The organism is Methylomicrobium album BG8 (genome assembly GCF_000214275.2).
Taxonomy (GTDB): Bacteria; Pseudomonadota; Gammaproteobacteria; order Methylococcales; family Methylomonadaceae; genus Methylomicrobium; species Methylomicrobium agile.
On the sequence record NZ_CM001475.1, the window covers coordinates 1,354,396 to 1,380,797 of the forward strand.

Consider the following 26,402-nt stretch of genomic DNA (forward strand, 5'->3'; position numbering starts at 1 on the left):
TATGAGGAAATACAACATCGCGGCATTCGTAGGAGGCGCCATGCTCTTTGCGGGCGGTTGCGAAGAAAAGAATGCCTATGTGCCGCCGCCTCCCCCGGAAGTCACCGTCAGCCTACCGGTTCATCGGCAGGTGAGGGAATACCTGGAGTTTACCGGCAATACCCAGGCGTTCAATACGGTCCAGCTGGTCGCGCGCGTGCAGGGTTATCTGGAAAAGGTTTTTTTTCACGACGGCGAGAGCGTAAAGAAAGATCAGCCGCTGTTCCTGATCCAGCAGGATACTTATCAGGCCAAGCTGAAGCAGGCGGAAGCGCAAGTGCTGCAGCAAAAAGCCAGCCTCGACCATGCCCAAACCGAGCTGGCGCGGTTCACGGGCCTGGTGCGGCAACATGCGGCCGCCCAGACCGATGCGGATCGGTGGCGATTCGAGCGGGATAACGCCAAAGCCGCGCTGATCGCCGCCGAAGCCAAACGCGATCTGGCCGGATTGGATCTGGATTATACGAAAGTCGTGGCCCCTTTCGACGGCCGGATCGACCGCCGGCTCAAGGATCCCGGCAACCTGGTCGGCGCCGGCGAGTTTACGCCTCTGGCGCGCATCAACCAGATAGATCCCATCTATGTTTATTTCACGATCAATGAAGCGGACCTGCTGAAGGTGATCAGGCAAACCCGGATCGATCCGGGGGAAGCCGAAAAAATGAAAATCCCCGCCTACCTCGCCCTGTCCGACGAAAAAGATTATCCCCATACCGGCCATCTCGATTTCACCGCGATTTCGGTGACCCCGACGACGGGCACATTGCTGCTGCGGGCCCGTTTTCCGAATGCCGACGGTACGATTCTGCCGGGATTGTTCGCGAAGGTTCGGGTTCTCGTGGTCAACTCGGAAAAAACGGCGCTGGTGGTGCCGGAAACGGCGGTGGGTTACGATCAACTGGGTTCCTATCTGCTGGTCGTGGACAGTAATGACCGCGTCGAACGGCGGCCGGTCAAGCTTGGGGTTCAAACGGATGAGGACCGGGTGATCGAAGAGGGAATCGACGATCGGGATCGGATCATCGTCACGGGCCTGCTGCACGCCGTTCCGGGAAATCAAGTGGCTCCCAGACCGAAAGCACCGACGAAAACGGAAGGCGGCAAGGGCGTTGCTGCGGGCCCGGCCGAACCAGTGAAGACATCTCCATGATTTCCCGCTATTTTATCGAACGCCCCATTTTTGCGAACGTCATCGCGATCGTCACGGTCATTCTGGGGCTGGTCTGTTTTGTGAACCTGCCCGTGTCGCAATACCCTCCCATCGTGCCGCCGACCATTCAGGTAACGTCCCGCTATCCGGGGGCCAGCGCCGAGGTGGTGGCGGCCACGGTCGGCATTCCGATCGAGCAGGCGGTCAACGGCGTGGAGAATTCGCTGTACATGTCCTCGACCAGCACCAGCGACGGCAGCTACACCTTGACGATTACGTTCAATGTGGGCACCGATCTGAATACCTCGATGGCGTTGGTGCAAAACCTGGTCAACAGCGCCTTGCCTCAACTCCCCTCCTCGGTGCAGCCGCAGGGCGTTACGGTCAAAAAAGTGTCCACGGACATCCTGCTGGTGGTCGGGCTGTATTCGGAAGACGACCGTTACGACGAAACCTTCCTTTCCAACTACGCGGTGATCAATCTGCAAAACCCGCTGGCGCGTTTGCCCGGCGTCGGCCAGATTGCGGTGCGGGGCGCGGGGCCTTACAGCATGCGGGTCTGGTTGAATCCGGAAAAGCTTCGCTACTTCAGCCTGACCACGCTCGACGTGATCGGCGCCATCCAGAGCCAAAATCTGCAAGTGGCCGCAGGGCAATTGGGCGGCCCGCCTGCGCCGGTAAACCAGGCTTTCCAGTTTACGGTCAATTCGCTCGGCCGGTTGGCCGATGTCTCGCAGTTCGAGAATATCGTGATCAAGAGCGCCCGCAGCGAATCGGCGCAAATCGTGCGCATCCGCGATGTCGCCCGCGTCGAGCTCAGCCGTCAGAGTTACAGCAATTTTTCCCAGTCCAGCGGGCATAAGGCGGCCGTGATGCCGGTATTTACCCTGCCCGGCGCCAACGCGCTCGATGTCGCGGAAGAAGTGAAGCAGGCGATGGCGAAGATGAGCAAGGATTTTCCGCCGGGCCTGAGCTACGAGATCCGTTACGATACCACCAAGTTCGTGCGCAGCGCGATCCACGACGTCTACATCACGCTGTTCGAGGCCGGCATCCTGGTGCTCGTGGTCGTCGTGCTGTTCCTGCAGGACTGGCGGGCGACCCTGGTGCCCGCCACCACCGTCCCGGTCACGCTGATCGGCGCGTTCGCGGCGATGGCCCTGCTGGGTTTCGGGATCAATCTATTGACCCTGTTCGCGCTGATTCTGGCGGTCGGGATCGTGGTCGACGATGCGATCGTGATCGTCGAGAACGCTTCGTTTCACATCGAACAAGGCCTGTCCCCTAAAGATGCCACGATCAAGGCGATGCAAGAAATCACCGGGCCGATCATGGGGATTACGCTGGTGTTGGCTTCGGTGTTTCTGCCGGCCGCCTTTCTGCCGGGCATTACCGGCCAACTGTTCCGCCAGTTCGCCTTGATCATCGCCTCCACCGCCATCATCAGCGCGATCAATGCCCTGACGCTTAAACCGGCCCAGTGCGCGCTATGGCTGCGTCCGGCCCGAAACAAGGAGAGCAACTGGTTTTTCCGAGGCTTCAACAAGGCTTACGGCGGGTTCGAGCATGCCTACGTGCGGCTGGTGAGCTGGATGGTGCGGCGGGCCGTTGCGATGACGCTGCTGTACGCGCTGATCATTGCGGTCAGCGTTTGGCGGTTTGCCTACCATCCGACCGGTTTTTTACCGACCGAAGACCAAGGTTATGCGATGGTGATCACGCAGCTTCCGGACGCTGCCTCGCAGCCGCGCGTCGTCGCCCTGACCGAGCAGCTGAATCGAATTCTGCATAAAACCCGGGGTGTGGACGCCTGGGTGACGATCGGCGGCTTGTCCATACTGGACAGCGCCAACGTCTCCAACATGATCACCACGTTTATCGTCTTCGAAGACTGGAACAAGCGCGGGAAGGACTTGAGCCAGGACGCGATCACCGCCCATCTGCGCCGGGAACTGGCGGCCATCGAAGAATCCCGGTCCATCGTACTGATCCCTCCGCCGATCCGGGGGCTGGGGCAGGGCGGCGGTTTCCAATTGATGGTGGAAGACCGCCAGAGTCTGGGACTTGCCGAGTTGCAAAAAACGGTCGACGAAGTCATCCGCGCGGGCAACAGCCAGTCCGGCCTGCGGAATTTGACTTCTACGTTCAATGCGCGCAGCCCGCAGCTGTTTCTGGACATCGACAGAATCAAGGTGGAATCGCTCGACATCCCGCTCAACAACGTGTTTTCGACGCTGCAGACTTATTTGGGCTCGTCCTTCGTCAATCTTTTCAACAAATTCAACCAAGTGTTCCAGGTTTATGTGCAGGCCGACGCGCCGTTTCGCGCCCAGCCGGAAGACATCAAAAACCTTTATGTGCGGAACGGACAGGGCGAAATGGTGCCGTTGGGCACCCTGCTGGAGGTGAACAGAACGGTGGGCCCCGAACTGGTATTGCGCTACAACCTTTATCCGTCTGCGCAAATCTACGGCACTGCCGCTCCCGGCTTCAGTTCGGGGCAGGCCTTGAATCTGATGGAGCAACTGGCGGCGAAAACCCTGCCGAAAGGGATCGGACTCGACTGGACCGCGACTTCCTACCAGGAGAAACAGGTGGGCAAGCAGGCCTACTTCATTTACGGCCTTTCGATCGTCCTGGTCTTCATAGTGCTCGCGGCTTTGTACGAAAGCTGGACCAGTCCCCTGGCCGTGGTGCTGGTGGTGCCGATGGCCCTGGTCGGCGTGCTGCTGGCTTTGATGATGCGGGGATTCGACAACAATCTCTACACCCAGGTCGGTCTGATCCTGATGATCGGTCTGGCCTGCAAGAACGCGATCCTGATCGTCGAATTCGCCCGGCAGCTCCGGGCCGAAGGGAGGGACGCGGCGGAGGCGGCGGTGGAGGCCACGCGCCGCCGCTTTCGCCCTATTGTGATGACGTCTTTCGCCTTCATTATGGGCGTGGTGCCGTTGCTGGGCGCCTCCGAAGCCGGCGCAGCCAGCCAACAGGCCATCGGCACGGTGGTGTTCGGCGGAATGTTGTCTTCGACGCTGTTGGCGATTCCGTTCGTGCCCGTGCTTTATGTGGTCTTGGTGCGGTTGTCGGCCTGGACTGCCGGCCTCATCTCGGAAAAAAGCGCCGCCGGGGAGAAGAGCCTTAAATGAAGGGTCTGGTACCTTTCGCGGCAGCGGTATAGTCGCCGCGCGCATGCGCCGTTTTCGCCAATGCCGGACCTCGCCCGGACGGCGAACCTGTAATGAATCAAACCTTGTTTTCTTGCGGCCTGCGATGTTGCCGGGGTCAAGCTGCGGGTTGGCGACATGGACTGAGTATTTGGTCGATCGTTACTTCCCCCTCTCGTTCCCCCGCAGAGCGCTTATCGTGGTACCCCCTTGCCAACTGGGGTTACACTCCAAAGGGCACAAACCGCCGTAGGGTACGTTCGACTGCTGGGATGCAGGAGATAGAGCAATGCAGGAGCAATTGCCGAGTGCGTACCTTTTCACCCATGGTACGCACAGCGTACCCTACAGCTGAAGGTTGCGTTTAAAGCATGTCTCTACCCCGTTGCCGCCGCACCATGTGTTTCATGACGCGCCGTTCGTCCGCCAGACGCCTCGAAGAGGGATGCATTTGTTCCTGCACATTACCCGAAAACGTTCCGGGCGCTTGAGCGACACGCCCGTTTTCCACCATCCGGCAAGGTATTTGCCGATTCCGTCCGCCGTTTTCCCGTGTCCCCGGCCGCCCGCGCAGGCCCCGGTTTTACTGCCGATAACCGTAAGTTATTAAAGCATAGGCCGAAACGATTGGACGCCCGCCACGTCTAAAGTGAACAATAGGCGTACCCGGCCGGACCGGGATAAAGAAAGGCATACCTTCGAGGGATGTGCCCCCGTTATCCAATCAACATTGAGGTAAACATCAAATGGCTAAAATTATTTGCGTACTTTATGACGATCCCGTCGATGGCTATCCTACTTCTTACGCGCGCGACGACTTGCCACAGCCCGAGCGTTATCCGGACGGGCAGACGCTCCCTACTCCTCACGCGATTGACTTCAAACCCGGCGCGCTGTTGGGTAGCGTGTCGGGAGAACTGGGATTGCGCAAATACCTGGAATCGAACGGCCATCAGCTCATTGTCACTTCCAGCAAGGACGGCGCCGACAGCGTGCTCGATCGGGAGCTTCATGATGCCGAAATCGTGATTTCGCAACCGTTCTGGCCCGCTTATATGACCGCCGAACGCATCGCCAAGGCAAAGAATCTGAAAATGATCGTGACCGCCGGCATCGGTTCCGACCATACCGACCTGCAGGCGGCGATAGAGCACGGCATTACCGTGGCCGAAGTCACCTACTGCAATAGCCACAGCGTCGCCGAACACGTGATGATGATGACGCTGGCCTTGGTTCGCAATTACATCCCTTCTTACAACTGGGTGATCAAAGGTGGCTGGAATATCGCCGACTGCGTGGCGCGCTCTTACGATCTGGAAGCGATGAACGTCGGCACCGTGGCCGCGGGCCGCATCGGCTTGCGCGTGCTGCGCCTGCTGAAACCTTTCGACGTGAAGCTGCATTATCTGGATCGCCATCGCCTGCCGGAAGCGGTCGAAAAGGAACTTAACTTGACCTATCATTCTAGCCTGGAAAGCCTGACCAAAGTGTGCGATGTAGTGACGCTGAACTGTCCGCTGCATCCCGAGACCGAACACATGATCAACGAGCAGACGCTGAAAAATTTCAAACGCGGCGCCTACCTGATCAACACCGCGCGTGGCAAACTGTGCGACCGCGACGCCATTGTCAATGCGCTGGAAAGCGGCCAATTGGCAGGCTATGCCGGCGATGTTTGGTTTCCTCAACCCGCTCCGCAAGATCACCCTTGGCGTACCATGCCACATCACGGCATGACTCCGCATATCTCGGGCACCAGTTTGTCGGCGCAGACCCGTTACGCTGCCGGCACCCGGGAAATTCTGGAGTGTTACTTCGAAGGTCGGCCGATTCGCGATGAATACCTGATCGTTCAAGGCGGCCAGTTGGCCGGCGTCGGCGCGCATTCCTACAGCAAAGGTAACGCCACCGGCGGTTCCGAAGAAGCCGCCAAATACAAGAAAGACTGAGCGGTTTGGATCCTACGGCGGGGAACGCCGAAAGGCGTTCTCCCGTTTTCGCGGACACTAATTCGCAGGGTGACAGTTTGGAGCAGAGATGACGAGCAGAATCGAGGTAACCGAAAAAATCATCGCCACTAAGGTCGGCCGCGGCTTGAAGTGGTCCGATGTGGCGGCCAAAGTCGGCCTGAGCAAGGAGTGGGTGACGGCCGCCTGCCTCGGCCAGATGACGCTGACGCCGGCGCAAGCCGCGATTGTCGGTGAAATTTTCGGGTTGAGCGAAGAAGAGCGGCGATGGCTGACCGTCGTGCCTTACAAGGGCGCGTCGGCCGACGCCAAACCGGGCGATCCGCTGATCTACCGTTTTTACGAATTGGTCAGCGTCTACGGACCCACGCTGAAAGAGTTGATTCACGAAGAATTCGGCGACGGCATCATGAGCGCGATCGATTTCAGAATGGATCTGCGCCGCGAGCCGGACCCGAACGGCGACCGGGTCAACATTACCCTGTCCGGAAAATTCCTGCCCTACAAGACTTATTGACGTGCGTGAAAGGGGACAGACGCGATTATCGGAGAGTAATCGCGTCTGCTCTCGTTTTATGTCAAGGACCCTGTCGCTACGGCTCCCGGCGAATGGACCGAAGCGGCGATCATGCTTCGGAATGTTGCGATGATTCGAAACCATAAGCGCATTCAATCATTGGGCATATGGGGCACAAAAAGCAAGAATGCCTGACTTACCGGGCAGTGCGATAGACAATCTGTAAATGCGCCGGCAGCCGCTCGGGCGGATAGGTTTTATTGCGAAGCTTGCCCAGGCGCCACCACCAGCGCGTTAGCGGCTGGTTGTCATCGTCGGTCAGTCATTGTGGGTCGATGCCCTCCAGCGTCAGCGCGTACTCAATCGCGCCGGCATCAATCTCGGACAGCTTGGCCTGTTCCACAGCCCTCAATTCCAATCGGTCAATGCGGTCGCGCACCTCGCGCAGCACCGGCCCTTCGCCCATTTCCAGGCAAAAATCGACCTGCAGGCGGTGGCCCTTCAATCGGTCGGCATACGGGTATGCCATAAATGATTGCTTTGTTGCGTTAAGGATTTCGCTAAAAATAACGTCCCGGTGTGTCGAAAGCCCATTGCGAGGAGAAGCGGCTTCAGCCGCGATTGGGATGTCTGCCGTGGTTAAGGCCGTTCCCCCAACGCTCATTTGCCCATCCACTTGTGCAGCAGGCGCTTTTTCAGGGATGTGCGTTCTTGAGGGCTGTGTCCCTGGCGGTTGGCGATGCGTTCGGCTATCGCCGCTTGGTGTGTAATGGTGTAATGGGCCAGTAGAAGCGGCCATCCTTACCCATTGACCACACATTGCCGACCTGATTTTCCAGCAAGGGCAGATGGGCGTTCAACGCTTCCGGCGATGCGCTGGCCAATGCGATGCGCTCGCGGGTTCGCCAGCGCCGATGCCAGCGCTTCTTGTCCTTGCGTTCGCTACGGCAGGTCGTGTGGCCGACGATGGGAGTTTTGCGGCGACTACGGCTCATGATTCGGCAAGTCCTCGAACATTCAGAACTGAGCCCATGCCTCGGCCCTCAAGCACAGTGCGGATGACCGTATGGACTTCTTACTTTATCGAAATTCGCGCGGATGATAAGCAGAGAAAAATGGAATTTCAAGCGCTATTTTCGAGAATCGCAACGTCTTTTTGCCGTGCCATGCGGGATGCATTGGCGGACCGGCAGTTCGTGCCATGTTTTTTATATTGTTATGTGCCATTTAAGGGCGTATCGTCAACTCATCGAGTTATTCTGGTGCGTTGAGTGTAGTGCTCGACGCGCTTCCCGCATGGGTTCCGCGAGATTTTCATTGTGGCCCGATTATTGCTATACCATGCCGGATATATTTTTTGAAGTATACTCGCTTCGATTCCGCTTGGAGTGGGTTGAAGCTTTCTTTGACACAATTTCAAACACTGCACTGGCGAACAGCGTGGGGCACCCGATCATTTTAAACGGGAGTCTCCTTGCCGGATTCATGCGCGCCGGTCAGAACACAACGGAAAAATCATGCGTATCCCTGTTTTATTATTGGCCTCAATGCTGTTGCCTCAGATGACCCGGGCCGAGGACGATATTGTTTTGAACGAGGTCACGGTGAACTCTTCGGCGCGCAATATGGAAGTGATGGTGTCCGAGCCGCAGCCGACGCCCAAGAGCAGCGTCACACGGGAAGGGCTCGATCTGCTGGGCGGCCCGGCGCAGACCAGCCTCTACGCCCCACTGAATCTGGTGCCGTCGTTCAACTACGAGAGCCCCGATCCCTACGGACTGACCCCGACGCGCAACATCAATATCCGCGGCAAAAGCGATTTTCATGTGACCCGCAATATCGAAGGACTGCCGGTGACCGGCATTGTCGGCGGCACCGATCTGATCGATCTCGAAAACGTCGGCCAGGTCGACGTGTACCGCGGCGGCATGCCCGCCAATCAGGGGCTTGGCATATCCAATGCCACCGGCGCGGTCGACCAACTATTGTTTGGGCCTCGGGACGACTTCGGCGTGATCGGCAAATAGGCGGTCGGTTCGTTCGGCTTTCGCCGGTCGTTTGCCCGTATCGACACGGGCAAGCTGTCCGCCACGGGCACCCGCGCTTTCATCTCGGGGTCGACCTCCGCGACGGACAAATGGAAAGGTGCGGGGGACATATCGCGCGACAACGTGATGCTGGGCATCAGCCAGCCCTTCGGCGACCGGGTCAAACTGGATCTCGACGTGGTCTATAACAAATTCTCGGGCCATACCTACCGTCCATTGACCTATGGCCAGGTACAAAATCTTCGCGCCAATTACTACAACGACTATAACACGACGTTAACGGGCAAATCCTCGACGGACGCCAATTATTACGACGCCAACCGCTCGGAATACGAGAATTATGCGGCCCTGGCCAAGATCGATTTCAAACTGGCGGAAGGCCACCATCTCCTGCTGAAACCTTACTATTGGAACAGCGACGGCACCACCTATTCGGCCAGCGGTGCCAATGTGCAGAACTGGCGTCAGCAGAACGACAACCTGGGCGGCGTGCTGGAATACCAGGGCCGTTTCGGACCCCATACGGATCTGGTGGTCGGCTACTGGGCGCAATCGATGGCGCCGCCTCCGCCGCCGACCGACCAGACGCTGAACAGGGTAAATGCCGACGGCAGCCTGAGTTTCGTCAGGCGGTCCACACTGGCCAAAATCGACCCATTCATCGTCAACAGCCCTTATTTCCAACTGACCGAAACCCTTGGCCAAACCGTCGTGAGCGGCGGTTTGCGCTATATGGACCTCGGTGTGTCTAAAATGCGGTATTACAAGACCACAGGGTTGCCGGACGTGTCCTACGATCAGATCTGGGCCTACAATCCAGCGCCCGATACTAACGCCGCCATAGTCGAAAAGAATTATGGCGAGTTTTTGCCCAACTTCGGTATTCGCCAGCAATTTAACGCGGAGTGGGGCGCCGGCATTTCCTATGGCCGCCGGTTCGGCCGTCCCGACTGGGGGCCTCAAGCGAGCAATTACATCAGCAAAGAAGCGGCCTTTGTTGCCCGAGGCATCACCCTTCAAAACCTCGTCGACCGGGTGAAGCCGGAATTATCCGATCAGATCGATTTGAGCGCCAGCTACAAGCACGGCGGGTTCAATGTCGTGACGACGCTGTTCGGCGCGAAAAACCAAAATCGGCAGGTCCTGGTCACCGATCCGTCCTTGGGCGGACTCTCCTATTACCAGGGGACGGCCAAGACCACGCAATACGGGATCGAGTTTGAGGCCGGATACCAGCTGAACGAATCCCTGGCCTTTTTCGGCTCTGGCACGGTGGCGTCGGAAACCTATGATGAAAATACCCCGACCCTAGCCGGAGGAAAATATCTGGGCACCAAAGGCAAACAGATTCCCAACACGGCTCATACGATGTTTAAAGGCGGGCTCATCTACCGTTGGCGCGATTTGATGATTTCGCCTATCGTGCGCAATGTCGGGAAGCGTTACGGCGATTCGGCGCAAACCGAAGACGTCAAGGGCTACACGGTCTTCGATTTAAACGCCGGCTACCGTATCTGGCGCAGCATCGAGCTTTCGATGAGCCTGCAAAACGTGTTCAACCGCCGTTATGTCTCGCAGATCTCGGCGAACGATTTCAATTTGAACAGCGCCACGGCCTACTACGTCGGCGCGCCCAGAACGCTGGCCTTTACCTTGAGCGGAAGGTTCTGAAGGGAATGTCCGCTCCTAATACAGGCGCATCCGAAAAGCGGAAAGCACATGAGGATATTGCGCCGCCGAGCGATCGCCGCGATCGATCCTGGCCAATCGCGGCGATGGCGCTCGGCGTATTGATCATGGCGGTTTTTTCGATGGGCATGGGGCACTATCCCTTGCCGTCGGCCGCCATCCTCGATGTCCTCGGGGCCGCGCTGACCGGGCGGGATTCGGTGCAGGGCGCGGCGGTCGATAATGTCGTCCTGGCCGTCCGTCTGCCGCGGGTGCTGGCCGCCATGCTGGTGGGCGCAAGCCTGTCTTCGGCAGGCGCCGCTTTTCAAACGTTGTTCCGAAATCCCTTGGCCTCGCCGGCGCTTCTGGGGGTTTCCGCCGGCGCCGGTTTCGGCGCGGCGCTGGCGATGCTGCGGTCCGCCGGAGGATTGATGGTGCAAGGCGCCGCCTTCGCCGGCGGCATCCTCGCCGTCGGCACGGCGGTGTTCATCGCCGGACGGCTTGGCCGCGGCTCCGTCCTGGTGCTAGTGCTTTCGGGCCTTGTCATCTCGGCGCTCTTTCAGGCGCTGACTTCGGCCTTGAAGTATATCGCCGATCCGCTCGATACGCTGCCCGCGATTGTCTTCTGGCTGCTGGGCGGGCTAGGGCAGGTGTCTTTATCCGATCTGACGTATGCGTCGCCGTTTGCGTTGGCGGGCATTGCCGTGCTCTTTCTGCTGCGCTGGCCGACGCAGGTGCTGGAAGCCGGGGACGACGAAGCGAAAGCGCTGGGCATCGAGGTGGAGCCCTTGCGGCTGGTGTTGATTGCGGCGGCGACGCTGACGACGGCCGCTGCCATTAGCATCGCCGGCACCGTCGGCTGGGTAGGACTGCTCGTGCCGCACCTTTCCCGTCTCCTGGTGGGGCCGGCCTACATGCGGTTGCTGCCGGCCTCGGCCTTGCTCGGCGCCGGTTATCTGCTGCTGGTGGACGATTTCTGCCGTAGCGCTTTCGCCACGGAGCTGCCGCTCGGCATTGCGACCGCCGTATTGGGAGCGCCCATGTTCGTTGCCGTGTTGATGCGGGCGAGGCGGCAATGGTCTTGAAAGTGGAAGGTCTGGTCTACCGATACGCTTTGTCGCATCCTCCCGTGCTGGACGCGATCGACCTGACCTTGGCCAAAGGCGAAATGCTCTGTCTGCTCGGTCCGAACGGCACCGGAAAAACTACCTTGCTGCGCTGTCTGATCGGCGCGGTCCGTGCCGAACGCGGCACCATCAGTATCGACGGCAAGACCTCGGCGACGGCACGGCAACGGGCGCGAAAAATGGCTTACGTGCCGCAGGCCGGCGGAGAAAGCGCGCTGTCGCTCCTGGATACGGTGCTGATGGGGCGCACGCCCCATTTGCGGCCCTTGGCGTCACCTTCCCGGCGAGACCATGACATGGCATGCAGGGCATTGTCCAGAGTCGGCATCGAACACCTTGCCAGGCGCAGCTTCAACCAGGTCAGCGGCGGCGAACGCCAGTTGGCGCTGATTGCGAGGGCGCTGGTCCAGGAACCCGGCATCTTTCTGATGGACGAGCCGACCGCCAGCCTCGACCTCGGCAATCAGGTCCGCGTGCTCCGGACCATCCGCAGCCTGGCCGCCGACGGGCTGTCCGTCCTGTTCACCTCGCATCAACCCGAACATGCGTTGCTGCTGGGGGCCCGCGTGGCTGTCCTTCGGGACGGCCGCATCGCGAAATTCGGCACGGCGGGCGAGGTGTTGAGCGCCGACATGTTGTCCGATCTTTACCGCACCCCGATCGACATCGTCGCGATGCACGGCGTGCCCGCAGCCTGCGTGCCGAGGATTTGAAATGAAGAACGTTTTGATGGGCAGCTTCCGTTTCGTTTACCTTTCGCTCCTGCTCTGGGCGCCGGCAGCGTTATCCGCGCCGGCTCAGCGAGTGCTGCTCGACATGGCGTCCGCGCCGGTAACGGTCCCGCAGCCTGTCGAGCGGGTCGTGACGGTGGGCGCGGTGCCGGTGCTCAATAGCTTGATCTTTGCGGTAGGCGAAGGACGCAGCATCGCCAATGGCTTGCCGGCATTCGCGAAGCATTCGCGTTGGGGTTACCAGACGGTCTTTGCGCCGCAAATCGCGAAACTTCCCTCCCTGCAAAACCCCGACAATACCCCGGACCTCGAAGCCCTGCTGCAAACGGCCCCCGACGCGGTGCTGACAATGGACAGAGCCGGTGCGGAAAGAATGCGCCGCGCCGGCCTCCCGGCCCTTTATCTCGCCTGGACCCGGCCGGAACAAGTGAAAGCCGCAGTGCGTTTGCTGGGGCAACTGTATGCCCGTCCGGACGCCGCCGACCGTTACGTCGAGCGCTTCGATCATATACTGGCCACTGTCGCCGCGCGGCTGCAACGGAGCAAGCCGGTGCGGCCGCGCGTGCTGTATTTCAATCCGGCGACACTGACCCAGCCGCACCTGGTGGTCGAATGGTGGATTCGCGCCGCCGGCGGCGAAAGCGTCACGGACGACGGTCGCAGCATTGAAGCGCGCAGCTTCACGATGGAGCAACTGCTGGCCTGGGATCCGGACTTTCTGATCGTCGTCAGCCGCGAGGATGCGGAAATGCTGGTGCGCGAGCCTCGCTTCGCCGGTCTTTCGGCCGTACGCAACCGGCATCTGCTGGTCGCGCCGTGCGCCGCGCACACCTGGGCGAATCGTACCGCGGAACAGCCGCTCACGGTGCTTTGGGCCGCCAGCCAATTCCATCCGTCGCTGTTCGACGATATCGATCTCGCGGCGGAGACGGCACGCTTTTATCGGGATATTTTCGGCGTCGAGCTTTCCCCGGAGCAGATCGGGGAGATTCTCGCCGGCGGCCCGGCAGCTAATAGTGTTCGGCACAAATAAAAGCTCCTCGTGTGTAGGAGCGGCTTTAGCCGCATTGAGGTGCCCATCGCGGCTAAGCCGCGACTGGCCGATATTAACTTCCTGGTATGCCGGTAGACCTGCCAGGTTTTTAAAACCTGGCAGGTCTTTGGTCGGGAAATTATTTGGAGCCAAATCCTTAGCACTTGTCGATCCAACCCAGGGAGTCCGCAATGACAAAAATATCCACCCACAAACACACACAAAACCAACAACCTATCGACCGGCAAGGGATGGTGTTCGGTCTTTCCGGCTCCGCCGCAGGCTTTGAATCGAGCGCTCCGGCGCAATGGCCCGCGTTGGCCAAACGGGCCGAGCGCCAGGGTTTTCATTCCCTGTGGCTCAACGAAGAACATTTTCAAACGCGGCAGAAGCGAGGCGGCCGCCACGTCCTGTCTCCCCTGGTCGTGGCCGCGGCGATGGCTGCGCGTACGCGCACCATCCGACTGGGATTCTCGCTGCTGCTGTTGCCGCTGCACCAGCCGATCAGGCTCGCCGAAGAACTGGCCAGCCTGGACTGTTTGTCGCGTGGGCGAGTAGACTTCGGCGTTTCCCGCGGCGGCAGCGAACGTTATCTCCAGGCGTTCGGCGTCGACAATCCGGCGGCCAGGGAACAATTTCCCCGTGCGCTGCAACAGGTGCTGGACTGCTGGGCCGATCGGCCTTTGCAGATGGACGGGTCGGCTGTCGACGTACAGCCCAAGCCCGTGCAGAAACCGCATCCCCCGGTCTATATCGGCACCTACAGCGAGGATCTGGCGCGTTGGGCGGGCGCCGCCGGCCATCGCCTGATCATTCACGGCATCCAGTCGGCCGCCCATGCGCGCGACAATTTGCGCTGGTTCGTCGAAGCCGGCGGAGACCCGGCCACGGTGCCTTTCGGCCGTTTCACCTATGTCGCCGAATCGGACGCGGCCGCCGAACGCGAGCTATTGCCGATATTGCCGGAGCTGCTGGCGAAATTGCGGAACGTAGGCCAATCGCAGCGGGCGAAAGGCGTGATCGACATGGCGAATCTCGAACCCAGGCTTTTCATCAAACATATGGTGGTGGCCGGCTCGCCCGCTACCTGCCGCGAGCGCATCGAGGCGTTGCGGGAGAGTCTCGGCATTCGCCATTTCAATCTGCTGCCGGCCTTTTTCGGCTGTCTGCCGCCGGCCGGCCTCCAACGTTCGCTGAATCTGTTTGCGGAAGAGGTCATGCCTTCGTTGTGCGGCCGGCCGCCCGAAACCGTTGTCGCGGCCGGGAGCGGTCGCCGGATATAACGGCTGCCGATTCCGATAGTATCTGATCATCCAGACAGGTTCATTCACTGATCGAACCGGCGCCGAGTTCCGAATCCGCCATGACCATTTCCTCGCCGAACGCCTCGCTCAGCCAGTGGTTCCAAAAACGTGCGGCTGCCGCCGCGAGCGCAGGCGCATGGCGCAAGCTTTGCGCCCGTAATTGCGGTATGCCGATCCGTTGCTGGCCGAGTTCGCAGGCATGCGCCACGAACCAGCGCTCCATACCTGCCGCAGTGACCTCCAAATGAAACTGTAAGGCGAGGGCATGGCGGCCGACCGCGAAGGCTTGATTCGGATAGGCCGCGGTCGCGGCGAGATGGCGGCAGCCCGGCGGCAAATCGAAGGTGTCCCCATGCCAGTGCAAGACCGGCAAGCGCGATGCGGCCATTTCGGCCAACGCCGGATACCGCGCCGCCTCCTTGCCGGGCAACAGCGGCGCCCAGCCGATTTCCTTGCCCTGCGTTCCCGGATAGACTTCGGCGTCCAGCGCTTTCGCGATCAGTTGCGCGCCCAGGCAGATGCCGAGCGTCGGCCGTTCGGCGGCAAGCCGCGCGCGTATCAAGGCGATTTCATCATCGATGAAAGGATAGGCGTCGGCTTCGTAAACGCTGATCGGGCCGCCCAGGATTACCAGCAGATCGGGCCGCAAGGGATCGATGCCTTTCAGATCGGCGACCGCAGCGTCGACCGTCTCGATCGTAAAGCCGAAACGCCGCAGCGCCGTTTCCAGCGTCCCCAGATCTTCACAGGCGATATGGCTAATCGCCAAGACGGTTCGTGTCATATTTTTTTACTCCGCTGTGCGCCATTTGAGAGCGTATCGTAAGGCCATCGAGTTATTTTGGTGCGCGAATCGCAACGTCCTGCACGTAATGGGCTGATTTATCAGTACTTTATTGTGGCTCGATTATTGCTTGATAATCTTCGATATATTTCAAAGTATAACGTAATCCACAGCGGAACGCCCCTTTTTATGACGACAAGCCAGATCAAAAGCGTTTGCCCTTATTGCGGCGTAGGCTGCGGTATCGTGATGGACGTCCGGGACGGTAAAGTGGTCAAAGTGGCCGGCGACAAGCGGCATCCGAGCAATTTCGGCCGGCTTTGCACCAAAGGCAATACCTGTATTCAGGCCATCGCCGAATCCGGCCGTCTGGAGCATGCCTACCTGCGCGACGAACGCCGGCAGGAACCGGCCCGCGTCGCGGTCGATCACGCGATTCGCGAAACCGCGCGCCGCTTGCGCGCGATCCTCGACGCGCACGGGCCGGACGCGCTGTCGTTCTACGTGTCCGGCCAGATGTCGCTGGAAGCGCAATACCTCGCCAACAAGCTGGCCAAGGGTTTCGTCGGCACCAACAATATCGAATCGAACTCGCGTTTGTGCATGGCCAGCGCCGGCAGCGGCTACAAACTGTCGCTGGGCGCGGACGGGCCGCCGGGCTCCTACCAGGATTTCGACCGCGCCGACCTGTTCTTCGTGATCGGCGCGAACATGGCCGACTGTCATCCGATCCTGTTCCTCAGGCTGATGGACCGGGTCAAGGCCGGCGCCAAACTGATTGTGGTCGATCCGCGCCGCAACGCGACCGCCGACAAGGCCGGCTTGTTCTTGCAGATCAAACCCGGCACCGACCTGGCGCTGCTGAACGGCTTGTTGCATCTGCTCGTCAAAAACGGCCGGGCCGACGCGGATTTCATCGCCCGCTTCACCGAAGGCTGGGAGGCGATGCCGGCTTTTCTGGAAGACTATCCGCCCGCGAAGGTCGCGGAGATTACCGGCCTGGATGAAGCCGACATCCGCAAGGCCGCCGAATGGATCGGCGCCGCGGGCGAATGGATGAGCTGCTGGACGATGGGGCTCAATCAAAGCACGCACGGCACCTGGCACACCAACGCGATCTGCAACCTGCATCTGGCGACCGGGGCGATCTGCCGGCCCGGCAGCGGCCCGTTTTCGCTGACCGGGCAACCCAATGCGATGGGTGGGCGCGAGATGGGCTACATGGGGCCGGGCCTGCCGGGCCAGCGTTCGGCGCTGGTCGAAAAGGACCGTGTGTTCGTCGAAGGCTTGTGGGGTATCCCTTCCGGCACGCTGCGCAGTGATCCGGGTGACGGCACCGTGGCGATGTTCGAGGCGATGCGGGAAGGACGCATCAAAGCGTGCTGGATCATCTGCACGAATCCGGTCGCCACGGTGCCGAACCGCGACAACGTGATTGCCGGCCTGCGCGCGGCCGAGCTGGTGATCACTCAGGACGCCTTTCTCGACACCGAAACCAACCGCTATGCGGACATCCTGCTGCCCGGCGCGTTGTGGGCCGAGGCCGAAGGCGTGATGATCAATTCCGAGCGCAACATGACGCTGATGCGAAAGGCCGTCGAGCCGCCCGGCGAGGCGCTGCCCGATTGGCAAATCATTGCCCGCGTCGCGAGCGAGATGGGCTATGCGGAAGCCTTCGCTTACGCCTCCGCAGCCGAGGTGTTCGAAGAAATCAAGCGCGCCTGGAATCCGAAAACCGGCTACGACATCCGCGGCGCCAGTTACGAACGCTTGCGCGAAACGCCGCTGCAATGGCCTTGCCCGCCGGACGACGCGGCCGACCGGCATCCGATCCGCTATCTGAACGACGGCGTCAGCCAGACGCTCAAAACACACCCGGACGGCGATAGGCCCAAGTTCGTCTTTCCGACCGAAAGCGGCAAGGGCGTATTTTTGCCCCGCCCGTATATGGCGCCGGCGGAACTGCCGGACCGCAATTTTCCGTTCGTGCTGAATACCGGCCGCTTGCAGCATCAATGGCATACCCTGACCAAGACCGGCAAAATCCCGACGCTGAACAAACTGAATCCGGGACCGTTCGTCGAAATCCATCCCGAAGACGCCGCCGCGCTCGGCGTGCGCGACAAGGACCGGGTCGAGATCCGTTCCCGGCGCGGCCGCGCGGTGCTGCCGGCCGTGGTCACGGACCGGGTGCGGCCGGGCAACTGCTTCGCGCCTTTCCATTGGAACGACGTATTCGGGGAAGACCTGGCGATCAACGCGGTGACCAGCGATGCGATCGATCCGTTGTCGCAGCAGCCCGAATTCAAATTTTGCGCGGTGGTCCTGACGCGCGTCGCCGATACGCCTTTTTCTCATTCGACCGTCAGCGGGAACAACGGCGTTCCCGTCCGCGCCAATGCCGGCGCATCGACTCCACTTCACACGGAACCGAACATGCAACAGATCGATGCTCTCGCTAAATTCCTCGGCCTCGACGCCGTGCCTGCCATCGTATTGGATGCGCAGGAACAGCGCTATCTACAAGGCTATTTGACCGGCTTGCGCTGCGGCGCTTCGGCTTCTCAAGCAACCGGCGTTCCGGTGTTGCCGTCCGGCGCGCCGCTCGACGACGGCAAGCGGCTGCTGTTGGACGGCGTGCTGGCCGGCCTGTTCGCGCGCGCCGTGGGCCCGTCTGCGATGCCGGCGCCGGCCGCTGTGGAAACGCCGGCGCCCGCCAAGCCGCCGTTGACGATTTTATGGGCTTCGCAGACCGGCAACGCGGAAGGTTTCGCCGGCCGCTGTGCCGAGCGGCTCACCGCCGAAGGGTATGACGTTCGGCTTGCCGACATGGACGCTTGCAAGGCGGCCGACCTGACCGGCGTGTCGCGTCTATTGCTGTTGGCGAGTACCTTCGGCGACGGCGATCCGCCGGACAACGGCGGCGCGTTCTGGTCGACGCTGGAGGCCGGCGACGCACCCCGGTTGGAACAATTGCAATTTTCGGTGCTGGCGTTCGGCGATTCCAGTTACGACCAGTTCTGCGGCTTCGGCCGCAAGCTCGACGCGCGCCTGGAGGCGCTGGGTGCGCAGCGGCTGGCTCCGCGCACGGATTGCGAACCGGAATTCCAGATCCCGGCCGAAGCCTGGCTCGCGGCGGTCGCCCAGGCGCTGGCCGGAACCGCCGCGCCGGTCCGGCAAGCCACTCGGAAGATTCCGGTGCCGGCAGGCGCCGGCGAGGACGACGAGGAGGCGGCCCTGTCTCCGGTTGCGGTACCCGCATACGATCGGAACCGCCCGCTGCGCAGCCGCCTCGTATTGAACCGCTTGCTCAATGCGCCCGGCTCCGTGAAGGAAACGCGGCAGTTCGCTTTCGATCTGACCGGCAGCGGCTTTACCTACGAAGCCGGCGATGCGCTGGGCGTCTGGCCGGGCAACTGTCCCGACCTGGCCGCTGAGATGTTGGCGGCGCTCCAGCTTTCGCCTGTGGAGCCGGTCGTTGTGGACGGGGAAGCATTGCCGCTTGGCGAGGCGCTGCTCCGCCATTACGAGATTGCCCGGATTACGCCGGACTTGTTGCGTTTCGTCGCCGAACGCTCGGGCAGCGGCGCGCTCGCGGAACTCCTGAAAGAGGAAAACAAGACCCGGTTGAAAGAATGGCTGTGGGGCCGGCAGATCGTCGACGTCCTGCATGAATTTCCGAACCGGGCGGCGGCCGGCGAATGGCTGGGCGTGCTCAAGCGGCTGCAGCCGCGCTTGTATTCGATCGCTTCGAGCCCGAAGGTCGACCCGCTGCAGGTGCATCTGACCGTGGCGGCGGTGCGTTATGCCTCCGGCGGCAAAGCGCGCGGCGGCGTCTGTTCGACCTTTCTCGCCGACCGGGCGGCCGGTGCCGAAGTGCCGATCTTCCTCCAGAAATCGGCGCACTTCCGTCCGCCCAAACATTCCGAGACGCCGATGATCATGGTCGGCCCCGGCACCGGCGTCGCGCCGTTTCGGGCGTTCCTGCAGGAGCGCCGGGCCGTCTGCGCGAAAGGCAAAAACTGGCTGATCTTCGGCGAGCAGCACGCCGCAACCGACTTTTACTACCGCGACGAACTGACGGGAATGCAAAAGGACGGCTATCTGCATCGGCTGGATACCGCTTTCTCGCGCGACCAGGCCGAAAAAATCTACGTGCAGCACCGGATGCTCGAACACGGCGCCGAGCTGTGGGCCTGGCTGGAAGACGGCGCGCATTTCTATGTCTGCGGCGATGCCGCCCGGATGGCGAAGGACGTCGACGCGGCGCTCAGGCAAATCGTGCAGGAGCACGGCGCGATGAGCGCCGAACACGCCGCCGCCTATGTCGGACGGATGGGGCAGGATAAACGCTATCTGAGGGATGTCTATTGACGCGGGCGGCCAGGAGTCCGGATGCGGGATGGGATTTGCCCAGAGCTGTAGGGTGTTTTCGCGGCAGCAAAACGCCAATAGCCTTCAAAGCGGAGGCGGATTGCCTGACGGCGAATCCGCCCGGCCCTGTGTTTCCACCGCCGTGAGAGCGTCGTCTTCGTCGCGATGCTCAATGGCCGTTGATACTGAAACCCTTCTTATGGCGGAACCGCTGGCGCGTTCCGCCTTACAGCCCAGGTTTACCCAACAAACATTTCATTTCAATCCGCTACCGTTTCCGAACCGAGGACAGAATCAGGTTTTGATCCAGAACGACCAGCATCTGCCCGGACGCGTTGTGGTCGCAGAGGTTGACCAGCGATTTCACGTAGCCGCCGTCGCCGCGCAATAGTTCGTCGACAGGCTGGATTTGCCGCTTTTCAAAGGTGGGGATCGCATCGATATCGTCGACCAATAGGCCGATGACGCCGGTTGCGGTCCGGACTACGACGATGATGCCTTTGATGTTTTCCGGATTTTCCGGATCGGTCGGCGGCGTCCCGGTCAGAATTTTGCCGTCCACCACGATGATCGGAAATTTGTCGTTGCCTCCTTCGCCCAGGTTATCGTAATACAGGATGCTGCCGACGATATAGTGTTCTACGCCGGGCAGGCGATTGATCCGTGTGGCTTCGACGGCTTCCAGCACATCCGAGGCACGGAAGGCATAGACCTTGCTTCCGATATAAAACGTCGCCAGATCCACGGTTTCGCCGATGACCGGCTCTTGCGGGTAGATAATGACTTCGCGCTGATCGGTAACGGCCGCTTCGATTTTTTCTTCGCCGATGGGGATAAAGACGAAGGCGGCCACATCGTTTCGGTAGTCTCCCGTGGTTTTGAATTCGCGGTAGCCGCGCGACGAGTAACAGCCGACGGCATAGTATTTCTTGTCGTGCAGCACGATTCTGGACTTGCCGGAGCCCGTTTGCAGTTCGGAAAACTCCTGGAGGATTTCGAGCGTTTCGCCGTTTTGATAGGGAGACGCTCCGGTCGAGGCGAGGATGCGCCCGCCGGGCCGCTCCACGAACAAACCGAAAACACCGGGTTTTTCGGGCAAGCAGTCTTCCAGCATCTGCTTGAATTCGCGGGCCGAATCGAAAACGATCCCGATACCGCCGACGATCTTGTTCGGATCGTCGAAATGGCGGATGGCCGCGTTATAGACATAGGTCGGTTCGTCGCCGTACAGCCAGGTTTCTTCGAACGGCGATACCCGGTATTCCTGCGGCGAGCGCAAATAAAACGTCTCTTGCGCATAGGCGGCATTGACGGGCCTGTCCACCGCCTCCACGGGATCGTGATGGAGATTGGATTCGGCGACGATCATCCCCTTGATGTCGTAGATGAAAAGGCGTGTGTAGACCGTGTACAGTTTGTTGATGTAAATCAGAATATCGGTCATTTTCCGCTTGTCTTTGTCGCCTAGGCGGCCTTCGGACAGCAGGCGGCGGATTTCCGAAGTCAGGGCCCACCAGCGGCAGTCGTTGCTGCGTTCGTAAAGGTTCCTATCCATGATGTCGATCATCAACCTTGCGATGGATTCGGCATTGCGCAGTTCGGCGGTGATCATCGTGATGTGCAATTTGCTGCTCGAATCGGCCAGCGCCTGGGCCGTGCGGGCGCCCATCGAACGAATCTGGCGCAGGATCGCCTTTAGCGACAGAAGATGGCCATGTTCGTTGGCGGCCATGATCTGGCCGTTCCAGATGACGCGGTGCAGGAATTGGTTGATGCCTTCGGCGGCGCCGGCGATCAGGCTGGACAGCTCGGTGGACAAGGCGTCGCCGTGACGGAGGATTTCCGCGTTGATCTCCTTGTCGGCGGCGGATGCGCCGAAGGCCGATTGCAGCGGAATCATGGCGTGCCCGTACCATTCCTGGCCGGCATAACTTTGGTAGGGACGGCCCCGGTGCGTCACCGACAGGTATTCCCGTCCGGCGAAGTCGATGATGCCGAACTCGCGGCCTTCCGGCACGGCTTCGATGGGGCGGCCGATCGGCACATGGTCGAAATCGCTGGTGGCGATGACTTTGGAGTCGGCGTTCAGCAGCAAAATGACCGCCTTGTCGCCTTTTTTCTGTAGGCTGCGAAAAATGCCTTCCATCTCGTTATCGAAGCGGAACGACAGGCACAAGATGCCGAGCACGGCGCCGTTGGCCGGGTCGGCGATGCGTTTCGAATAAATCAGCACGCGGTCTGTGTCGGGACGCAGGCCGGTCTTTCCGAAAGTTTCGACATAGTCTGCGGTCGAATTCAGCGTCCGGTGGACGAGCGGGTCGGAAACGGCCTGCTCGACGGGAGCCGCTTCACGGTCGAGCCTGGCCAGAATGCGGCCCTGCGTATCCAGGACGATGATGTCGTCGTAGACGGTATATTTCGAGCCGTATTCGTCCAGCAAGCGGTTGATCGAGCCGGTGTCGGCATCTTCGCCTTTGACGGCGTTCAGCACGAAATCGCAGATATCGGCGTTGGTGGCCAGGAAACCGATGTCCGCGGTGCGCTCGTACAGGTTCCGCACCAGAATGTCGATCGAGACTTGCGCCTTGGAATTGAGTTCGAGGCAGGTCTTGTTGATTTCCTCGGAAACCAGTTGGTGGGTCAGTTTCTTTTCCAGATCGCCGAAACCCTGCTTGGTCGCCTCCATCGCGGGCAGGATGGAGGCGGCTTCTTTGGGACAGCTGATTTCGGCGATCGACGAAATCAGCCCCCAGGTGCCGTTCAGTTCCCGGAGGATTTCCTTGCATTGGGCCACACTCCGGATATAAGGAGAAAATGTTTCGAAACGCTCAACCTCTGACAGCATTTTATTTGTCCTTCCGCTTAAAATAGGGATGAGAAAAAATACCCAGATTTCAAGCAATTTTTGCACCATCTTCGATATGTGGTCGGAAAAACTGGAGCTGCCGTACCGGGATGAAGCAATTTAAGCAATGCGCACAAATGTGGTGCATATACAGTGCACAATGTTAGTGCGATTGATTGGAAAAGTGGTCCGGATGCCTCGATTAGCTTTGCTGTTCAGGGCGGGGGCAAGAGGATTATGGTTTGGGCGGACAAGAACAATGCGTTAGCCCAGTCGCTTTATCGGAAGAAGGGCTTTAAGGAAGCTCTGAATAAGTGGTTTTTATAAGCGACACCGTGCGACATCCGTGGCACCTCGCCGAAAATGGGCAAATCCTTCCCGGCAGCGCCCGCTATCGGGGTGATTTCACTCAGTGTTCTCGGTTTTCCAGGGCGAAGGACAAAGGTCTCCCTAGGTCGGCTGCAGCGCCTGCCGAACGTGATAAAGATTGCCCAGGGCAAACAGCAAGTAGAGTTGTTGGGCATTCTTGAACAGCCCCCGGTAACGCACTTTGGTATAGCCGAACTGGCGCTTGACGATCCGGAACGGATGTTCGACCATGGCGCGTAACGGCGCCAGCATGTGGTTGTGAAGGGCTTGCTCTACCGGCAACTCTTCACCCTTCCCCCGCTTGAACGGAAAGGCCCAAACCGGCTCGCCTTCCAGGCGATCCGCCGCTAGATTCCGGTCCTTGCGGGTATAGGCCCGATCGCCCAGCACGACCCGTTCCTCGCCGTGCAGCAACGCCTCCGTCATGACCCCATCCGCCACCTTGGCGGTGGTCATCTCCACAGTATGCACCAACCCCGACTCGGCATCGACCCCAATGTGCGCCTTCATCCCAAAGTGGTAATTGTTCCCTTTCTTGGTCGAACTCATCTCGGCATCCCGTTTGCGCGCCCGGTTCTTGGTGGACGGCGGGGCAGCGATTAATGTCGCATCGACGATCGTGCCTTGCCGTAGCAACAGGCCTTTTTCGGCCAACAGCGCCGCCGTTTCATCAAATAGGGTTTGTGCTAACTGATGGCGTTCCAGCAGATGCCGGAACTTGAGGATCGTGGTTTCATCCGGCAGGGCGTCCTCGCCCGCATCGAGCCCGGCAAACTCGCGCAGCAGCGGCATGTCGTGCAATACTTCCTCCATCGCCGGATCGGAATAGCCGAACCACTGCTGCATCAGGTGAATGCGCAACATCGTCGCCAAGGGAAAGGGGCGGCGGCCTCGGCCCGCTGTCGGGTAGTGCGGCGCTATCCGGCTCGCCCACAAACTCCAAGGCACTACCTGCTCCATCTCTTGGAGAAATTGCTGCCGCCGAGTCTGTTTCGGTTTCTTCACGAACAGCGGGGCACTGAGTCCGAGTTGCTTCATGGCGGGCACCTATCGAAAATGGCAAGCTGCGGATATTTTATCCCAGGCGTAGGACTTATTCAGAGTTTCCTTAAGAGAGCTTGTTATCGCTTTCGCGAAAAGTGCTATACAGATGAATAAAGATGACGATTAGCGTGTGGCGAATTGATAGACTATGGACAGGCGATTTCTTCAGGGTTTCCTTAACTACTCCGAAATGATTTCGATGCGGTTTGTTTTTGAAAATCCCCCCTAACCCCCCTTTTTCAAAGGGGGGAAGCGGCAGTGCATTGAAGTTTTTGGCGTTGATATTGAAGAAGTGTCTTTTTCAAACGGGGGAAAGCGCAGGAGTGGTAAATTCATACGACGATATTCCGCTTTAATGAAGAAAGAGCGAAAGTGTTCTTGTTAACTTCAACTAATGAGGGCAATATCTTTTTCGAAAAAAGGGAAAAGAAATGGGTATTGGTAACTTTATAACGACCGGGACAAGACTCCTTTTGAAAACGAGAAAGGGGTCAGTTTCGGTAAAGACCAAAACCAAAACCAAAACCAAAACCAAAACCAAAACCAAAACCAAAACCAAAACCAAAACCAAAACCAAAACCAAAACCATACCCCCCTTTGAAAAAGGGGGGCCAGGGGGGATTTCCAATGCTGACTTACAACCTGAACCTTAAATTCAAAGCCCGCAGCTTGCGCAGCAACATGACCGATGCCGAGAAAATACTGTGGTCGCGCGTACGGCGCAAACAAATTTCGGGCGTGCAGTTTTATCGGCAGAAGCCGATAGGCGGTTACATTGTGGATTTTTACGCTCCCCAAGCGAAATTGGTGATCGAGTTGGACGGCGGGCAGCATTTTGAACCGGAGCAACAGTATTATGATCAGCAGCGGACGCTGTATCTGCAGAACCAGGGATTGGCGGTGCTGCGGTTTACGAACGTTGAGGTGCTAAAAAATATTGAAGGGGTGATGGAGGTTGTTTTTCGGGAAGTTCTGAAGGGGGTAGGGCATTTTTAAATCCCCCCAGGCTCCTCTTTTTAAGGGGCAGGGGGGATTTTATCAGGCGGCTTTCACTGCGTAACAACCTTTAACCGTCTTCCCCGGCCGACGCCGCGGCCAGCGTCTTGCGCAGGTCGGCTTCGCACTGCTCCAACTGCGCGACCGCTTCGCGGCGCATTTTTTTGCCCTGGTCCGCGATCTGCAGGCTTTCCTCGATCGTCGCGATCAGCGCCTGATTGGCTTTCCTGACCGTTTCGATATCGAACACGCCGCGTTCCAGCTGCCTGCGGGTTTCGGCGTTCGCCTGCTTCAGGCTTTCGGCGTTCGCGGCCAGCAGTTCGTTGGTCAGGTCGGCCGCGGCCTTGACCGTTTCGGCCGCCTCGGCGGAACGGTAGAGGGTCACCGCGGTCGCCAGTTGCTGGCGCCAGAGCGGCACCGTATTCACGATCGTCGAATTGATCTTGTTGACCAGGCCCTTGTCGTTTTCCTGCACCAGGCGGATGCCGGGCAGACTTTGCATCGCGACCTGCCGGGTCAGGCGCAGGTCGTGCACGCGCCGCTCCAGATCGTCGCGGGCCGCGCGCAGGTCGCGCAGGGCTTGGGCGGCGATCACCTGTTCGCTGCTTTCGGCTTTTTTGGCCTGTTCCGGAATCACGCCCTCGTCCAGCTGGCGCAGTTTTTCTTCGCCGGCGGCAATGTAATCCTCCAGCGTGTTAAAGTAGTCCAGATTGGCCCGATAGAGTTTGTCCAGCGAAACGATGTCGGTCAGCAAGGCGGTTTTGTGCCGCTCCAGCCGGTCGGTGATCCTGTCGATCTGCTTGCGCACTTCTTCGTATTGCTGCAGGAATTTGACGACCGGTTTGGCCCGGCCCAGCAGCTTGTCGAAAATTCCCTGTTTCTTGTTCGGGTCCAGATTGTCGACCTCGAAGCCGCGCAGCGCCGCGACCATTTCGTTCAGGTCTTCGCCGGCCGGCCCGGTGTCCTTGTTCCTGACGCCGTCCAGCATCCGGTCGGAAATCGTCGTCAACTGTTCCTGCGCCTTGCTGCCGAAGAAAAGGATCGAATTCGTATTGCCGACCTCGATTTCGTTCAACAACTGCCTGACGCGCTGCCGCTTCTCCGGCGGCGCCTTTGCAAGCGGCGCCGGTTCGGCCGTCACGCCGGGCACGATTTCGTCGAACGCGGCGCTTCCGGAGGTGCCGCTTGTTGATTCGTTTGCCGCGGAAGCCTGGGGGTTATTCATAAGCCATACTCCGAAAA

19 protein-coding genes are annotated in these 26,402 nt (G+C 59.8%); 13 read left to right on the forward strand and 6 right to left on the reverse strand.

Annotated features, from left to right (window positions below):
- Positions 1-40 precede the first annotated feature (40 nt).
- The 4 genes from METAL_RS05980 (at position 41) to cynS (ending at position 6,837) form a co-directional block, all read left to right on the forward strand.
- A complete protein-coding gene (locus METAL_RS05980) occupies positions 41-1,189 on the forward strand; it encodes an efflux RND transporter periplasmic adaptor subunit (protein ID WP_245549476.1) in 1,149 nt (382 codons plus the stop codon).
- Positions 1,186-4,335: an efflux RND transporter permease subunit gene (locus METAL_RS05985; RefSeq protein ID WP_005370584.1), complete on the forward strand. Its 3,150-nt coding sequence runs from the start codon at positions 1,186-1,188 to the stop codon at positions 4,333-4,335. The genes METAL_RS05980 and METAL_RS05985 overlap by 4 nt, the downstream gene beginning before the upstream one ends.
- A 764-nt stretch (positions 4,336-5,099) precedes the next feature.
- Positions 5,100-6,302, forward strand: coding sequence for an NAD-dependent formate dehydrogenase (locus METAL_RS05990; protein ID WP_005370585.1), 1,203 nt, complete (start codon positions 5,100-5,102; stop codon positions 6,300-6,302).
- Between the two features lie 88 nt (positions 6,303-6,390).
- Entirely contained in the window at positions 6,391-6,837 is a 447-nt protein-coding gene (cynS, locus tag METAL_RS05995; protein ID WP_005370586.1) for a cyanase, read from the forward strand.
- Between the two features lie 322 nt (positions 6,838-7,159).
- Here cynS and METAL_RS06000 read toward each other — a convergent pair whose 3' ends face one another.
- On the reverse strand, positions 7,160-7,366 hold the full coding sequence (locus tag METAL_RS06000) for a hypothetical protein (RefSeq protein WP_031431244.1): 207 nt from the start codon (positions 7,364-7,366) through the stop codon (positions 7,160-7,162).
- A 220-nt stretch (positions 7,367-7,586) separates the two neighbouring features.
- Entirely contained in the window at positions 7,587-7,832 is a 246-nt protein-coding gene (locus tag METAL_RS06005; protein ID WP_425357665.1) for a hypothetical protein, read from the reverse strand.
- A gap of 522 nt (positions 7,833-8,354) precedes the next feature.
- Here METAL_RS06005 and METAL_RS19850 point away from each other — a divergent pair.
- The 6 genes from METAL_RS19850 to METAL_RS06030 all read left to right on the forward strand — a co-directional run bounded on the left by METAL_RS19850 (position 8,355) and on the right by METAL_RS06030 (position 14,727).
- Entirely contained in the window at positions 8,355-8,864 is a 510-nt protein-coding gene (locus METAL_RS19850; protein ID WP_051911498.1) for a TonB-dependent receptor plug domain-containing protein, read from the forward strand.
- Positions 8,865-9,011: 147 nt separating this feature from the next.
- Positions 9,012-10,556 (forward strand): TonB-dependent receptor, encoded by a 1,545-nt coding sequence (locus METAL_RS06010; RefSeq protein WP_051040344.1) that lies wholly within the window; start codon positions 9,012-9,014, stop codon positions 10,554-10,556.
- Between the two features lie 5 nt (positions 10,557-10,561).
- The gene (locus METAL_RS06015) at positions 10,562-11,638 is read left to right on the forward strand and encodes a FecCD family ABC transporter permease (protein ID WP_157203436.1); all 1,077 of its coding nucleotides are present in this window, start codon (positions 10,562-10,564) and stop codon (positions 11,636-11,638) included.
- Positions 11,629-12,393 (forward strand): ABC transporter ATP-binding protein, encoded by a 765-nt coding sequence (locus tag METAL_RS06020; RefSeq protein WP_005370588.1) that lies wholly within the window; start codon positions 11,629-11,631, stop codon positions 12,391-12,393. The genes METAL_RS06015 and METAL_RS06020 overlap by 10 nt, the downstream gene beginning before the upstream one ends.
- A 1-nt stretch (position 12,394) precedes the next feature.
- On the forward strand, positions 12,395-13,444 hold the full coding sequence (locus METAL_RS06025; protein ID WP_005370591.1) for an ABC transporter substrate-binding protein: 1,050 nt from the start codon (positions 12,395-12,397) through the stop codon (positions 13,442-13,444).
- Positions 13,445-13,635: 191 nt separating this feature from the next.
- Positions 13,636-14,727, forward strand: coding sequence for an LLM class flavin-dependent oxidoreductase (locus METAL_RS06030; RefSeq protein WP_005370592.1), 1,092 nt, complete (start codon positions 13,636-13,638; stop codon positions 14,725-14,727).
- 40 nt (positions 14,728-14,767) lie between these two features.
- On the opposite strand, the gene METAL_RS06035 is transcribed toward METAL_RS06030, so the two are convergent.
- On the reverse strand, positions 14,768-15,532 hold the full coding sequence (locus METAL_RS06035; protein WP_005370594.1) for a glutamine amidotransferase: 765 nt from the start codon (positions 15,530-15,532) through the stop codon (positions 14,768-14,770).
- Positions 15,533-15,721: 189 nt separating this feature from the next.
- Here METAL_RS06035 and METAL_RS06040 point away from each other — a divergent pair, with 189 nt between their 5' ends.
- Positions 15,722-19,906, forward strand: coding sequence for a sulfite reductase subunit alpha (locus METAL_RS06040; protein ID WP_005370596.1), 4,185 nt, complete (start codon positions 15,722-15,724; stop codon positions 19,904-19,906).
- 268 nt (positions 19,907-20,174) lie between these two features.
- On the opposite strand, the gene METAL_RS06045 is transcribed toward METAL_RS06040, so the two are convergent.
- Together METAL_RS06045 and METAL_RS06050 are read right to left on the reverse strand one after the other, a co-directional pair.
- Positions 20,175-22,751: a chemotaxis protein CheW gene (locus METAL_RS06045; protein WP_005370598.1), complete on the reverse strand. Its 2,577-nt coding sequence runs from the start codon at positions 22,749-22,751 to the stop codon at positions 20,175-20,177.
- A gap of 450 nt (positions 22,752-23,201) precedes the next feature.
- Positions 23,202-24,158, reverse strand: a complete 957-nt coding sequence (locus METAL_RS06050) for an IS5 family transposase (protein WP_005369880.1) — start codon at positions 24,156-24,158, stop codon at positions 23,202-23,204.
- Between the two features lie 437 nt (positions 24,159-24,595).
- On the opposite strand from METAL_RS06050, the gene METAL_RS20535 reads away from it, so the two are divergent.
- Together METAL_RS20535 and METAL_RS06055 are read left to right on the forward strand one after the other, a co-directional pair.
- Positions 24,596-24,817, forward strand: coding sequence for a hypothetical protein (locus METAL_RS20535; RefSeq protein WP_005370600.1), 222 nt, complete (start codon positions 24,596-24,598; stop codon positions 24,815-24,817).
- Positions 24,818-24,845: 28 nt separating this feature from the next.
- Positions 24,846-25,160 (forward strand): endonuclease domain-containing protein, encoded by a 315-nt coding sequence (locus METAL_RS06055; RefSeq protein WP_245549477.1) that lies wholly within the window; start codon positions 24,846-24,848, stop codon positions 25,158-25,160.
- 70 nt (positions 25,161-25,230) lie between these two features.
- Here the strand turns inward: METAL_RS06055 and METAL_RS06060 are convergent, their stop codons facing one another.
- Positions 25,231-26,385: a toxic anion resistance protein gene (locus METAL_RS06060; protein WP_005370604.1), complete on the reverse strand. Its 1,155-nt coding sequence runs from the start codon at positions 26,383-26,385 to the stop codon at positions 25,231-25,233.
- Between the last annotated feature and the right edge of the window lie 17 nt (positions 26,386-26,402).